Source organism: Neptuniibacter sp. QD37_11 (genome assembly GCF_047778105.1).
Lineage (GTDB): Bacteria > Pseudomonadota > Gammaproteobacteria > Pseudomonadales > Balneatricaceae > Neptuniibacter.
Map to the genome: position 1 here is coordinate 3,187,760 of NZ_CP180552.1, position 13,655 is coordinate 3,201,414.

At 47.3% G+C, this 13,655-nt stretch carries 14 protein-coding genes; 1 reads left to right on the top strand and 13 read right to left on the bottom strand.

Annotated features, from left to right (window positions below; all coding sequences use genetic code 11):
* Positions 1-90 precede the first annotated feature (90 nt).
* From ACMXYT_RS14935 to ACMXYT_RS14995, 13 genes are read right to left on the bottom strand one after another with little or no spacing between them, the layout of a single operon-like run.
* Positions 91-1,902, bottom strand: a complete 1,812-nt coding sequence (locus ACMXYT_RS14935) for a V-type ATP synthase subunit A (RefSeq protein ID WP_415911627.1) — start codon at positions 1,900-1,902, stop codon at positions 91-93.
* The gene (locus ACMXYT_RS14940) at positions 1,902-2,591 is read right to left on the bottom strand and encodes a DUF2764 family protein (protein WP_415899355.1); all 690 of its coding nucleotides are present in this window, start codon (positions 2,589-2,591) and stop codon (positions 1,902-1,904) included. Before ACMXYT_RS14940 ends, ACMXYT_RS14935 begins: the two co-directional genes overlap by 1 nt.
* The gene (locus tag ACMXYT_RS14945) at positions 2,591-3,274 is read right to left on the bottom strand and encodes an ATPase (RefSeq protein WP_415899356.1); all 684 of its coding nucleotides are present in this window, start codon (positions 3,272-3,274) and stop codon (positions 2,591-2,593) included. Before ACMXYT_RS14945 ends, ACMXYT_RS14940 begins: the two co-directional genes overlap by 1 nt.
* A gap of 14 nt (positions 3,275-3,288) precedes the next feature.
* Positions 3,289-3,735, bottom strand: coding sequence for an ATP synthase subunit C (locus ACMXYT_RS14950; protein ID WP_415882568.1), 447 nt, complete (start codon positions 3,733-3,735; stop codon positions 3,289-3,291).
* A complete protein-coding gene (locus tag ACMXYT_RS14955; protein WP_415899357.1) occupies positions 3,723-5,504 on the bottom strand; it encodes a V-type ATP synthase subunit I in 1,782 nt (593 codons plus the stop codon). Before ACMXYT_RS14955 ends, ACMXYT_RS14950 begins: the two co-directional genes overlap by 13 nt.
* Positions 5,501-6,103: a V-type ATP synthase subunit D gene (locus ACMXYT_RS14960; protein ID WP_415899358.1), complete on the bottom strand. Its 603-nt coding sequence runs from the start codon at positions 6,101-6,103 to the stop codon at positions 5,501-5,503. Before ACMXYT_RS14960 ends, ACMXYT_RS14955 begins: the two co-directional genes overlap by 4 nt.
* A gap of 9 nt (positions 6,104-6,112) precedes the next feature.
* Positions 6,113-7,471, bottom strand: coding sequence for a V-type ATP synthase subunit B (locus tag ACMXYT_RS14965; protein ID WP_415899359.1), 1,359 nt, complete (start codon positions 7,469-7,471; stop codon positions 6,113-6,115).
* A 29-nt stretch (positions 7,472-7,500) separates the two neighbouring features.
* On the bottom strand, positions 7,501-7,812 hold the full coding sequence (locus tag ACMXYT_RS14970; RefSeq protein WP_415899360.1) for an NGG1p interacting factor NIF3: 312 nt from the start codon (positions 7,810-7,812) through the stop codon (positions 7,501-7,503).
* Entirely contained in the window at positions 7,800-8,237 is a 438-nt protein-coding gene (locus ACMXYT_RS14975) for a hydrogenase maturation protease (protein WP_415899361.1), read from the bottom strand. The genes ACMXYT_RS14970 and ACMXYT_RS14975 overlap by 13 nt, the downstream gene beginning before the upstream one ends.
* Positions 8,238-8,254: 17 nt before the next feature.
* Positions 8,255-9,550 (bottom strand): Ni/Fe hydrogenase subunit alpha, encoded by a 1,296-nt coding sequence (locus tag ACMXYT_RS14980; RefSeq protein WP_415911628.1) that lies wholly within the window; start codon positions 9,548-9,550, stop codon positions 8,255-8,257.
* Positions 9,543-10,322 (bottom strand): sulfhydrogenase subunit delta, encoded by a 780-nt coding sequence (locus tag ACMXYT_RS14985; protein ID WP_415899364.1) that lies wholly within the window; start codon positions 10,320-10,322, stop codon positions 9,543-9,545. Before ACMXYT_RS14985 ends, ACMXYT_RS14980 begins: the two co-directional genes overlap by 8 nt.
* Positions 10,322-11,158 carry an FAD/NAD(P)-binding protein gene (locus ACMXYT_RS14990; protein WP_415899365.1) on the bottom strand — a complete coding sequence of 279 codons (837 nt, stop codon included), beginning with the start codon at positions 11,156-11,158 and terminating at the stop codon, positions 10,322-10,324. The genes ACMXYT_RS14985 and ACMXYT_RS14990 overlap by 1 nt, the downstream gene beginning before the upstream one ends.
* Entirely contained in the window at positions 11,155-12,261 is a 1,107-nt protein-coding gene (locus tag ACMXYT_RS14995) for a 4Fe-4S dicluster domain-containing protein (protein WP_415899366.1), read from the bottom strand. The genes ACMXYT_RS14990 and ACMXYT_RS14995 overlap by 4 nt, the downstream gene beginning before the upstream one ends.
* Positions 12,262-12,416: 155 nt before the next feature.
* On the opposite strand from ACMXYT_RS14995, the gene ACMXYT_RS15000 reads away from it, so the two are divergent.
* Positions 12,417-13,649 (top strand): diguanylate cyclase, encoded by a 1,233-nt coding sequence (locus ACMXYT_RS15000; RefSeq protein ID WP_415899367.1) that lies wholly within the window; start codon positions 12,417-12,419, stop codon positions 13,647-13,649.
* The last annotated feature ends 6 nt before the right edge of the window (positions 13,650-13,655 follow it).

Genomic DNA, 13,655 nt, shown 5'->3' on the forward strand with positions numbered 1-13,655 from the left:
CGGTCAAAAATTTGATCTAGGTCAAACTACCATAATTTATAGCACCCTACAAAGAACAGGGACTTAAATTTGGACCGGTACAGATGTGGATTAACGCAGCGTTATCTTGGCATTTATCTCATCTAAATAGCGTCGGTAATCGGGGCTATCAGTGCGGCTATAATTCAGGTTTCTGAATAGTCCTGTAAGGGTTACAAAAAAATCCCTAACCTCAGATTTATCCTTAAAGTCATGCGTCGATGTCAGTACTGTTCTTAATAGAGTAAACAACGCCTGCTGGCGCTCGATGGGAGCCGATATATCGACATCATCAAAAGCATCCTGCTGCAAATAAACCTGATCTAAACAGATAGATTTGTGATAGAGAATATAATCCTGCAGGGTAACACCCTCTTCGCCGGTTACCTGCATCATCTGCTGCACCGCCTCACCTTGATCGAGCAACTGTTTCATCTCTTTCACCTGAGAAACCCACTCTTCGCCTAAATGCTCGGCATACCAATCGGCAAGTTGGTCTAAATAGCGCGACCATGAAATCAACGGATCTACAGCGGGATAGGCACGTTTATAAGCGCGTTCGGCACTCAAACCTAAAAAGGTCTTCACTGTACGCAAGGTTGATTGGGTAACCGGCTCTTCAAAATTACCTCCAGCAGGAGAGACAGTGCCAATCAGAGTAAGACTCCCCATTTCTCCGGCATTGTTTTCAATCAAACCCGCACGCTCATAAAGCGCCCGCACAGCAGAATCCAAGTAGGCTGGAAAAGCTTCCTCTCCCGGAATCTCCTCTAAACGCCCCGAGGTTTCTCGCATCGCCTGAGCCCAACGCGAAGTAGAGTCGGCAATCAGCAGCACGTTATAACCCATCTGACGATAGTATTCAGAGATGGTGATCCCGGTGTAGATCGATGCTTCACGCGCTGCCACCGGCATGGATGAGGTATTGCAGATAATCACAGTACGATCCATTAAGGTCCCACCTTTCGGATCTGGCATATTTGGAAACTCAGTGATCGTTTCCACCACCTCCCCGGCGCGTTCACCACAGGCCACAATCACTACGATATCGACATCAGAAAAACGAGATATCAAACCTTGCAACACTGTTTTACCTGCACCGAACGGTCCCGGAATACATGCGGTTCCACCTCGGGCTACAGGAAAAAAGGTATCGATAAGCCGAATCGAAGTAAGCAGCGGTTCTTGTGGATAATGCCGTTTACTTTTCCCCGACCTAAGTAAAGGCTCACTCACCGGCACACGCACTGGCCACTTCTGCTGCATAGTGACCTCAATCTCATCTCCGTGCTCAAGACGGAGACGTGCCACTGGCGTTGTGACCGTGAAACTCCCCTCCTGAATCCAGCTGATCTCTGCCTCACCGTAGAGGTTAAACGGTGCCATTATCCGATGTTTAAAGCGCCCCTCTTGAACATTGCCAATCAGATCACCGGCTTTAACACAATCGCCTACTTTAATACTGGGTTGGAAAGCCCAATGCTGTTGTTGATCAATCCCTTCAACTTCCAACCCGCGAGGAAGAAAAAAGCCATTCTGTGATGCAATGATCTCTAGAGGGTTCTGCAAACCATCATAAACCTGACCCAACAAACCAGGCCCAAGAGCAACCGAAAGCATCTCGCCGCTTTGCCTAACAGGGTCTCCAACAGCTACACCGCGGGTATTTTCAAATACCTGAACATCCGCCTCTCCATGACGCACCCGAAGCACTTCCGCCTGCAAATACTCCTGCCGTCCATCCATAGCGGTTCGAACAGGGCAGATATATACCACCTCATTTTTCAGAATCGGATAAAACACTCCCTCGTCATCTTGACCCAGTTCGATGGTGACAATGTCATCTCGTACTGCAACTACCTGAGCTGTAATCTTATGGTCCACTAGACCTCCCCCTGAGCTAACTGTTGCTCTAGGCCTGTCATTTCCAATAACTGCATATTTGCTCGATTAAACTCTGTTATAGCGACTTCAGCATCATAATTTAGATGGCGTTCGGCAATGACCCAACGCAACACAAAACAGGCTAGCGCCTCGAAGTTAAACCCATGTTGTTTCTCACAAAACGCTAGGTCCTGCCACAACCACTGATTTAAGGTTTGCTCCACCAGTAATGCATCCTCTTTCGCTAAAACACGCTGTAAAGGTTGTAGCTGAGGACACACCTCCTCTAAGCCAAATCCGGGTTCAAACCAATGTTTTCGAATACGTGGCAACCATCGACCTACTCCATAAAACAACGCTGAGTTTTCCATACCCGCTGAACGACTACGAAGTGCAGCCATCAACGTTCGCAGCTCCAAATGAAACAGTATCCGCTGACGCAGCACTTCGCTATTCACCTGATTCAGTTGATCAGCCCACTGCTGCACAACCTCTCTATCCGTCGATCCTCGTAACACCTTCTCATCGGGATAATAAAGACGCTCAATCAAAGCTAGCTGCTGTCTATCAGCATCGGTCAGCATGGTTAAACGCAGATCCAATGCAATACGCGATAGCGGCATCTGCTTACAATGCTCTAGATCAGGCAGCCAAGGGAGCGCTGTAATTAAGGTGTAATAGTCAGACACTAGCGAATCACTCCCTCGATGATCGCTCTGAAGCGAGGCTGAAGATGTTTTAACAACAGCTTAGAGATAGCTTCACTACTTAGATCGACTTCAACCTCCTCCCCTTGCAAACGAACACGAATCCCTTTGCCTTGGTGAAGATCAAAACTAACTCCATCTCGCATCTGTTCAGCTGCAAGTGATTGCACAAACTGGCTCAACTTACCTTCGCGATACTCTTTAGGATTACGGCGCAGCTCATCCAAGCCGATGTAATCATCCGGCAGAAGTAGCTCGATTTCCTCAGCATCAGCAATGCCATGATCATGACTTGCCTTAGCCACCAGCGACAGGATTAAGCTACGCATAAATTCAGCATTATCCATCTGCTGCGCAACCAAACGCTCCACTTGATCGGTGAAAGAATGAGATAGGGTTTCTCGAACTTCCAGATGCATATCACGCGCAGCGATCTTTAACGCATCTTCACCAGATTGTTGAAGTTTTTCCGCTTCTTTGCGTGCCTTACTGACGATCTGTTCCGCTTCTTGCTTTGCTTGCGATAGCAACCAATCTGCTCGATGCTCTGCTTCCTCAACCAAGGCTTCAGCTTCATGCTGGCCTTTTTCAACACCCTGCTGACGCAACTTCTCGATCAGCTCTTCAACGCCTGAAGACGCATGAGTTTGATGTTCATTACTCATCAGCAATCTCCCCCTTATAAAGGCACGCCCGCACTAATCACCAGCGCAAAGATAAAGGCGAATACTGCAAAGCCCTCCACAATCGCAGCCGGAGCTAACGACATGCCAAAGATCTCAGGACGGATTTTGGAAACATTGATTGCAGAAGCGCAACAACGCCCCTGCCATGCTGCGCTAAATAGAAGCGCTAAACCACACAACAAACCAATGGCAGCTAAGCCCGGTGCGTTATCGATCGTAATTTCTCGATTCAACGCAAACATAACCACGATGCCGTATATAGATTGCGACGACGGCATTGCAGCTACCCCAATATAACGACCATGACCTGTTTCGGTTTCTAACAATGCACCACAGGCAGCTTGCCCCGCCTGCGCACAACCAATCATGCTACCGATTGCCCCTAACGCCATTGGGCCGTATAGACCAGCCCAACCCAAAGCAATAATCAGGTTATCCAAGGTGAAACCTCCCGTTTAGCAAACGGCTGAAAGGCATAGCCCTCATCCGCCAGACTCCAGTTATAAAATTCGATTAAATTCAGACGCAAACCGTGAATCACACCGCTGATCACGGTAAGTACGAAATTAAGAAGATGGCCTACTAGCAAGATAAGCACCTTAAACAACAGGCCTATCGCAGGTAGCGCAGCTGCGACATCTACCGCAAGTTGATTAAAGGTCATCGCCAACGAAGCACTGGCCAACCCCAAAGCAAACAGACGCAGATAGCTCAGAACATCACCAAATATTTTGGTTATCCCTGCAAGAGCCAAAACACCATCGAAGAGCCGACCCACACTCCATTCTGACTTTTCACTAGAGAAAAAAAGCACTAATGACAAACAAGCCGCCAATAACAGCCAATGAAAAACCTCAAAACCAACGATCCAGCCCCAAAGGGCCACAGTGACCGAGCCTGCCCAACCTAATGCAGCATACCTTCGAGTGGTTCCACGCCTGACCCATGCCATCATCAAGTTAGCCAAAATCAGGTGTACGGCCCCAACAGATATTGAGAGCGACATCATGCTGTCAAAGTCATTGAGATCCATCAGTTTGAAACCCTGCAGCCACGCAAAGGGGGCTTGGGCACCGAAGTAGCTCCCCACCAACACACCCCAAGCAAAGCCTGCTACAGAAAGCGCTGCACCCATAGCACGCAAACGCAGCCCCGTTTCTGAGCGCCCCATATCTCGCCAGTAAAACAGCAAAATCGCAGCCAACAACAGCGAGTAGCCTGCATCGGACATGATCAACGCAAAGAAGCTCACAAAGGAAAAGAACACCACGCGCGAAGGGTCCCAACTGCGGTAACCAGGCATCTGGAAGAAATGCACCACCTCTTCACCACCAGCAACAGAGGTTGGATTCTGTAAAAGTGTCGGGGGCAACTCATCAGGCTTAGGAGCTTCGAGCTGTAACACCATACATTGCTGATCAGCAAAGCGCTGTAACGACTCTATGCTGTCCTCAGCGACCCAGCCCTGAATAGCAAAGATCTCATCCCGATCTAAAGTCTGATCTGATACTTCAGCTAGCTGGGCATCATCCTCGGTACCCGCAATGGATCGTTGCAGGAGATAGATCCATCTTGTAAACGCCTCGCGTTCGGCTTCAACGGTTTCTAGCTCGACCTCGATATCTTCCAACTCACGTTGCAACTGTTCGAGCGGAATAGCACCGGTATGAGTGCGGGTGACTGGCATAGCGTTTAACGGCGGCTCTGTTTCTGAAATAACCGTGATATAGCTATAGCGATTATCTCGATGAACCCTTTGCCAAGGCAGCTCCGTTTTCTCTACCTCTTTCATCTTGTAGTTAGGTACAAGATAAAACCACAAACGGCGGCCGTATAACTCACCTTCCTCGGGCAAGATAAAACTACCCCAAGGCTTGAGATCCTTTATACGTTTGCGCAAAAAATCATGCCGTTCCACCAGCTTAAGCCGCAAACTACGGTTTTGATCAACTTTGTCTGTAACCTCCAGCAGATCAAAATGACGTTCACTGACTACCTGCTTGCGCTTTTGCTTAGAGTTCAGAAGATAGTGCAACACGCCATGGAGCTGTTCAGGGCTCACTTGATGCTCTAGCTTCACTTGAGATTTTTTAGGCGCGACCAAAGGAATAACATGCATGACTCCCAAGGCTTGCAAAGCATCGAGAATAGATGCCTTTTCCTCCGTTAAGCCAACTAAGGTCGCTTTCTTAAGAGACTGAATACTCATAACTGCAGCCTCCGACGTTTGTTCTTCGCAATCTTGGCACGTACAACACCCGCCCGTTCTGCATCAGATAAAGCGATACGGATCTTGCGGATATTTTTTTCAGTCTGCGGAATCAAAACCTTATCGAATAAATTTAAGCGCTGGGTCGTTTTCTGCAGTCCAGTTTCCAATATCTGTAGGCGTTGTTGGTAGATCCTGATCTCCACTTCCAACTTTAAGGCCTGTTCCTGCAGTAATAAAACGGTGTCGACCCAATGAGGCAAGACCAAACGCGAGTATTCAGATAGCTCAACCTTAAACTCAGCTAGTTCAGGCAGCTCTAGTCCGACTAAATTGCTGTACTTCACTTCAACCTTTTGGACCTGTAGCAACTGGCTAAGCTCGATCTCCGCACCCGCCAGCATTGGCAGCTTTTCAGATACACAAAGGTAGAGATCTTGTAGCTTTAGCTGGTTAGCTTGTAGAAGCTGCAGGGTTTCTTGTCTCGCAGCGAGAAGCTGTTTTCGCTTTAAATCTAAGGCGGGCACGAACTGACGAAACGCTTTTAAGCGTCCGCCCTCGCGATTTAATGTGGTCTTATTGAGTGCTAGCTTCGCCACAATTCATCCCTAAGCCTGAGCTAAATTTTGCGCTGGAAAATATTTATCCACCAACGCCTGCTTCATCAACAATTCTTGCGGCTCGAAACATTCAGCCAGTGTCAGCCAGCACTGATCTAATGCTTGCTCTAACGGCATAGTGACATGTATATCCATAAACCGATCTCGGAATAGCTCACCAAATTTAAGTAAGCGCTCATCATATTCACTTAGCTCAAAAGACATTGCTTGTTTCTGCGCAGCATCTTGAGACTCTGCATACAAACGCACCATCGTATTCATAATCTGGCTATGATCTTCTCGGGTGACTTTGCCGATCACATGCTGCTTTAAGCGTGATAGAGAACCAAACGGATCGATCACTCCATCATGCAGATAGAACTGACCTTCTGTGATATAGCCGGTGTTATCAGGTACAGGGTGAGTCACATCATCACCCGGCATTGTTGTAACCGACAAAATGGTTACAGAACCTGCGCCTTTGTAATCGCAGGCTTTTTCATATCGGCGCGCTAATTGTGAATAGAGATCCCCGATGTAACCTCGATTTGAGGGTACATGCTCCATCGAGATACCCACCTCTTTAAGAGCATCGGCGTATGCGGTCATATCAGTGAGTAACACCAGTACGCGTTTACCCTCTTCAACGGCAAAGCGTTCGGCCACAGCTAACGCCATATCCGGAACCAACAAACCTTCTACGGTGGGGTCGGATCCCTGATGAACAAACATCACTGTTCGCGCTAGCACGCCTGCTTCTTCAAATGCCTGACGGAAGAAGTGGTAATCATCGAACACTAAACCTATGCCACCAAAGACCACCACATCGGCATCCGCATGGGTGCCAATCTGCGCTAGCAGCTGGTTATAAGGCTCGCCTGCCACGGAGAACACAGGGATTTTTTGACTCTCAACCAAACAATTAAACACATCAATCATCGGCACGTCGGTGCGAATCATATGCGAGGCTAAAACACGTCTAGCCGGATTGACCGTGGGCCCATCGATCTCAATTTTGGGCTCTTCTGTGAGCATCGGGCCGTTGTCGATAGCTCGACCCGTTCCTGAGAAAGAGCGTCCAAGAATATTAGGGGAGAAAGTGACTTCCATGGAACGACCAAGGAAGCGAACCACCGAATGAGTTGAGAGGCCTTTAGTGCCAGTGAAGACCTGAAGCGAGACCTCTTCACGATCGAGCAAGATGACTTGGGCCAAATTGGCTTCAGCACCATCATGTCTGTCATTTTCGATTAAAGCTAGATCACCAAAACAGATAGACGAAGCGCCATCTGTTAACGGTACATGTACTTTAACTATGTCACCAACAATCTCCAGAATACGAGAGTAACGTACCAATAACTGCGTCACTTCTACCTCCCTGTCATTCGGTTACAACTTTAAAATTCTTCTAAGCGCCAAACATCGTAGGCTGGCTCTTCGTAAGGGTGAGACGATTTCATTGCATCAACGGCCTGACGTATCAGCTCATCGCTACAAACCAGTTCAACTTTCCACTCATCAACCGTCTCTACATTACCTTGCTGCCCTATATGCGGATCACTACCTTCCAAAGGGCGAAACTGCCCCTGACCCAGCACCTGCCAACAGCAACAATCGTAGTTACCAATTCGCCCTGCACCTGTTGCGAAGACAGCTGCTTTAACTTGTTCCAAATTTTCATCGGGAACAAAGAAACTTAGTTTATACACCGAAGTTTTACCGTTTTATTTAACTGTTCAACCATGTTAGGTATCTGCTCAGATATACAATCCGATATAGGCGCCATAGTCTCAGTTTGACCTAGCTGAACCAGAAACAAACTGATCTGCGGCAAAGATTGTTCGAGTTTAAGCAACAACTGCCAACTCTCTGAGATACCCAAAGTATGACTACTAACTGGCACATTTTGCATATGCAAAAACCCAGACCCATCCTCAATATACCTGTACTCACCTGCTTTTTGCTCCATTTCACAGGCATCAATCACAATGACCTGATCAAACTGAGGCAATAACGTCACTAAAGAGTGAGCAGGGGTGGTTAATTTCTCGCAGACCACAGATTCAGGGAGTAAACCTTGCAGGGCATCCACCAGCACCCAACCGATTTGATCATCCCCATGGGAAGAGCCCAAGCCAAACACCCCTAAATTCAAGGCTTACGCTCCGTTGTTAACTTTAGAAAGTGAGTTGCGCAGGAGATACAAGGGTCATAATTACGAATCACTTTTTCGCTATGTAAGCGCAAAAGATCATCGGGTTGATCCAAGCCAAATTCACTGAGGGAATAAAGCAGATCTTGCTCGATACGTGCTTGGTTTTGGCTGGTCGGCGGGACGATTTTCGCTTCTGTAATTAAGCCTGCCTTATCCACTGTGTATCGGTGCCATAACAAACCGCGGGGCGCTTCACTCCAACCGTATCCAGTGCCTGCTCGTGGACTAACCTCAACTGCACTTTTTTCAAGAGACTGATACTTTTCCAGCAACTTAATCGCTTCATCCAAAGCAAAACAGATCTCCACCCCACGAGCCAACATGCTGTGGAACATATTCTGACTTGGGAAAGGGTTACCCAATTTACGAAGTAGCTTTTGTAGAAAATCAGGCAGTTGCTGATGATTCAGATTAATCCTTGCCAGAGGGCCTACCAGATAGTCTTGGCCATTTAGGTGACTCCACAGCGCCGTCGAGTTCGGCGACTGGCTTTCTGCAAAGTAGGTTTCATATTCATCCTCAGTGATATTCAATCCTGAGCTACTAACGAGACGACCTTCTCCAAGCGGATAGCTATTCGCTACTAGGGATACTGAATTAAAAGCCTGTCGATGATCAGGAATCTCAACCTCAGCTAACCATTCAACCATCGCAACTGCTTGAGGCAATATTTCCTGCAGGCTCTGCTTGAGTTCGAGGGCTTCAGATATTGAAGGCGCTTTATGAAAACCACCCACTTTAATGCCGACAGGATGCACAGAACGCCCACCCAAGAAGCGCATAATTCGGTTACCCGCATCTTGAATAGCAAAACCCCTTCGAACCTCATCGGGGTATTCCCCTGCGAGCTCCAACGCCGAGTTATGGCCAAAATAATCTGGCAACGCTAGCAAATGGATATGCAGACCATGACTTTGCAGCCACTCACCTAAATAGAGCAAACGCCGCATATCCTTTATCCATGGAGTTAGCTGAACCTGAAACAGAGATTCCAATGAATTCACTGCACTGACTTGATACGCCACAGGACATATTCCACAGATGCGCGCCACAATGTCTGGAACTTCGGAAAAGTGCCGCCCTTCTAGAAACTTCTCAAAAAATCGTGGCGGCTCATAAATTTTGAACTGCAGTTGCTGCAACCTACCTTGCTCAATTTTGAGATGGAGCGCTCCTTCTCCCTCAACACGGGCAAGTGAGGGCACATCAATCTGAATCTTTCGCTTAGTCATTCAGCTCTCCATTACCACCTTTAGGGAAAGGACTGGGGTCAGGATGAATCAATTGAAAGCGTCGACTAACTTCTTCATCAACAAGGCCTAAACCTGATAAACGACGTGCCAACGCTGCATGATGAGACAACTCTGCATCGCCATAGCAGCCATAGCATGCCCGACCAAATTTAGGACACAAAGCTCCGCACCCCAATCTTGTTACTGGCCCCATACAGGGCTCTCCAGCAGTGACTAAAGTGCAGACCTGACCTGAGCGTTTACACTCAACACAGAGCTTTTCGCGCTCATCCTGAGGCATCACGTCTTCAAGCATTAAGCTGATCGCCGTTGAGATTTGGCGACTATTGATCGGGCAACCCCAGAGTTCAAAATCAACTTTAACGTGATCTTTGATCGGCTCTGATCTATCCAAACTGTCGATAAATTCAGGCTGTGGATAAATAGCCCCCGGCCAAGTTTCTGGTGCATCCGCTAAGTTCTTTAATGCTTGAATCCCACCAGAAGTGGCGCAGGCTCCCATGGTAATAAGATAACGACTGTTCTTACGTATCTGTTGGATTCGCTGAGTATCATGTTGAGTCACAATACTGCCTTCGATAAAGGCAATATCGACCTCTGCGTTTTCATCCAAAACACCGGCTTCCGCAAAGTGCTTAATCTCAACGCGAGTAGCTAAAGTCACCAGCGCCTCACCCATATTAAGAAGAGCGAGCTGGCAACCATCACAGGAACTAAACTTATGCACAGCAATACTCGGTTTAGAGTTCATCACACGCCCTCCATACCTAAACGATCACGTACAGCAGGGTAAGAAAATACTGGACCATCCTTGCAGATAAAATCAGCCCCAAACTGGCAATGGCCACAATGCCCCATGGCACACTGCATATTGCGCTCTAAGCTAAGATAGATCTGAGCTGGATCTATCCCTAAACCAATAAGCTTTTCCGCTGCAGCATGCATCATCCCCTCAGGCCCACAAATCATCGCCAATGCATTACTGGGATCAACCGTCACTTGATCAATTAGTTCGGTGATACGCCCTTTATGGAATGGCCACGCCGGTCCTGATTCATCCGCAGCAAGAAACACCTCTACATTCTCAAACTGACGCCATAGATCGTAGCGCTCACTCCAGATAAGATCATTGCTGTGCTTAACGCCTTGAACAATACTCAAGCGTCGATAATGATCTCTCCTTTTCAGCGCATAATTGATTGCTGCTACGACCGGCGCACAACCCAATCCACCGGTAACGATCAGAAGGTCCTTATTTTTGGCGTCCGGCAGAGGCCAACCTCGACCAAATGGACCTCTTAGACCGATTTGATCTCCCTGTTTTAATTTCGCTAAGCCTTCAGTAACACGCCCTACGATCCTGATAGTGTGATCAATTACGCCTTCATCCTTAGGATCAGAAACGATCGAGATAGGCACCTCACCCACACCGAAAAGGTAAAGCATATTGAACTGCCCCGGCTTAAACTCATAGGCCTCTCGCTCTGCGAGGTCAGCCAACTGCAAACGAAGCGTAAAGATCGTTTTAGATTCGCAAATCACCTCAGTAACAGTTGCAACCAAAGGTTTCTGACAGAAAACACTCATTCTTTGTCTCCTGTTATCAGGTTTGCTTCTGCTACAAAATCTATCTCTGCAGGGCACCAGGTCATACAGCGCCCGCAGCCAGTACAACCTGAGCGGCCATATTGGGTCTGCCAAGTATCTAGCTTATGGATCATCCATTGCTGATAGCGCTGCTTAACGGTTTGTCGAACTTGAAATCCTGCAAGCTGGCCATGAGATTCTCCAAAACAGCTATCCCACTCTCTGACGTGCTCGCTCTCAGCACCATTAAGCTGTGGCTCTTCATGCTGTCGATGGCAGAAACAGGTGGGGCAAACCATAGTGCAGTTACCGCAGGCAAGGCAGCGCTCGGCAATATTATTCCATTGCGGACGATCTCTTCGGCTTTGCAGATCATCTTTAGCAATAAGGTTGAGTGATCGGGTTTGTTGATTAGCAGCCGTTTGAATCTGTTCCTTGGCTATGTCGGTCATCGCTTCAGTCACTCTGTGTAGCGGCAACTGATCGACGATGGCCGCACCTTTATCCGAGCCCGATTGAATAAGAAAACCGTCGTCTAATTCAGTCAGCAGGATGTCATACCCTTGCTTTACCTCAGGACCATCACCGGTAGAGGCACAGAAACAGGTTTCTGCCGAGACATTGCAATTAACAGCAATTAAAAAAAGCCCTTGCCGCTTTGCTTGGTAACCGGGGTCTACATATTCACCTTCTAGAAAATGCTGATCCTGCAGTTTCAACGCGGTAAGGTCACAGGCCTTTACCCCTATGACCGCAACTTTATCTTGCGCTTGTTCAGGCACTAAAAATTGCAATCGACCATCACCACTCCGCTTTGCTTGCCAGATGACTTCTCGAGTAGGATATAACAGCGGTTTTAGTGCCGAAGGCCCATTTGCCCAATTAAACTGGCGTGGAGAACCACTGTGCTTGAGTCGATACCTCCCCGGAGCCTGTTGATCTGTCCACCCTTGCGGTAGATCACTAACAGATTGGAGATCATCAAAAACAATTGCGCCATCGCGAACTTGAGGACCATGCAACCTAAAGCCTTGCTTAAGCAAAAGCTCAAACAGCTCAGTTAAATCCGTCCTCGTGAGAAAAGCAGATTGAGAAATCGCCATTCACTCCCCCTCCCTTACTCTTTTAATATTAGCCTAAACTACTAGACAAGCTTCGAGATTTGGGGTGGTTTTTGCCTTCAATTAAGCAATCATAAATGACACTATGACAAGGTGTGCTAACCCAGACATTAATCGCATCTATTTTGAGTTTAGATATGAAAGTTCTTGTCGTTGAAGATAGCCAACTAGTAAGCCGCGTACTACAAAGACTGTTTCAAACTGCAGATCTCCCAGTGGAAGTCATCTTCTGTGAAAGCCTTCTTCAAGCTCAGGAAAAGATAGACCTCTACGAAGATATTTTTGCAGCACTTGTAGATCTAAACCTGCCCGACGCGCCCAATGGCGAAATTGTCGATCTCATTCTCGCGCAAAACATACCGACAATCGTTCTGACAGGTAGTTACGACGACGATAAACGCGAGTCTCTGCTGCAACAAGGCGTGGTGGATTACATCATCAAAGAGAGCCGCTTCTCCTACGAATATGCCGTTCAATTAATTCACCGTTTACTTAAAAACCGAACGATAAAAGTCCTATTAGTCGAAGACTCCTCCTCCTATCGTTTACTGATTCGTAAACAACTAGAAAAGCACCTATATCAAGTTATTGAAGCTAGCAATGGCCAAGAGGGCTTAGCTAAGTTGCAGCAAGACCCGGAAATTAAACTGATTCTAACTGACTACGAGATGCCGAATATGAACGGCATTGAGTTGGTACAAGCCATTCGACGCGAATACGAAACCTCGGAACTGAAGATTATCGGCATATCGGCTGCCGACAGCCCCTCCCTATCGGCTAAATTTATTAAAAGCGGTGCAAACGATTTTCTAACTAAGCCGTTTAACTATGAAGAGTTGCATTGCCGAGTGATGCATAACATCGAGCAGATGGAACTCATTGCTCAAATCAAAGATGCGGCTAACCGCGACTTTCTCACAGGTCTACACAACCGCCGTTATCTATTCGAACAGTCTGAAAAGTTATTAACACAATCACAAAACCAAGCCTGCTTAGCCATGATGGATCTGGACTTCTTTAAACAGATAAATGACAACTATGGTCATGACGCTGGCGATGCTGTACTGACACAGATAGCCACCTTGCTGAATCGTTCCTTTAATCGCTTCTTACATGCCCGTATTGGCGGTGAAGAGTTTTGTGTTTTGTTAAGCGGTTTAAATTTAGAACAAGCAGATATTTTGATGCAGCATTTCTGCACCTTAGTGCATGACACTGAATTTGTATTCGCTGATCAAATATTACCTGTCACAGTGAGTATAGGTTTGATCGAAAGGGATGATGATAACTTCAGCCAGATGATCAGCCGAGCAGATGAGATGTTGTATAAAGCGAAAGAGGCTGGTCGCAATACCGTTGTGTGCGATTAAAAAAGC

What these genes read in the sequence shown, in the direction of transcription:
- ACMXYT_RS14945 (WP_415899356.1), bottom strand. Translation starts at nt 3,274, where the DNA reads ATGAGTAATGAACATCAAACTCATGCGTCTTCAGGCGTTGAAGAGCTG.
- ACMXYT_RS14955 (WP_415899357.1), bottom strand. Translation starts at nt 5,504, where the DNA reads ATGAGTATTCAGTCTCTTAAGAAAGCGACCTTAGTTGGCTTAACGGAG.
- ACMXYT_RS14980 (WP_415911628.1), bottom strand. Translation starts at nt 9,550, where the DNA reads ATGACTAAGCGAAAGATTCAGATTGATGTGCCCTCACTTGCCCGTGTT.
- ACMXYT_RS14985 (WP_415899364.1), bottom strand. Translation starts at nt 10,322, where the DNA reads ATGAACTCTAAACCGAGTATTGCTGTGCATAAGTTTAGTTCCTGTGAT.
- ACMXYT_RS14990 (WP_415899365.1), bottom strand. Translation starts at nt 11,158, where the DNA reads ATGAGTGTTTTCTGTCAGAAACCTTTGGTTGCAACTGTTACTGAGGTG.
- ACMXYT_RS14995 (WP_415899366.1), bottom strand. Translation starts at nt 12,261, where the DNA reads ATGGCGATTTCTCAATCTGCTTTTCTCACGAGGACGGATTTAACTGAG.
- ACMXYT_RS15000 (WP_415899367.1), top strand. Translation starts at nt 12,417, where the DNA reads ATGAAAGTTCTTGTCGTTGAAGATAGCCAACTAGTAAGCCGCGTACTA.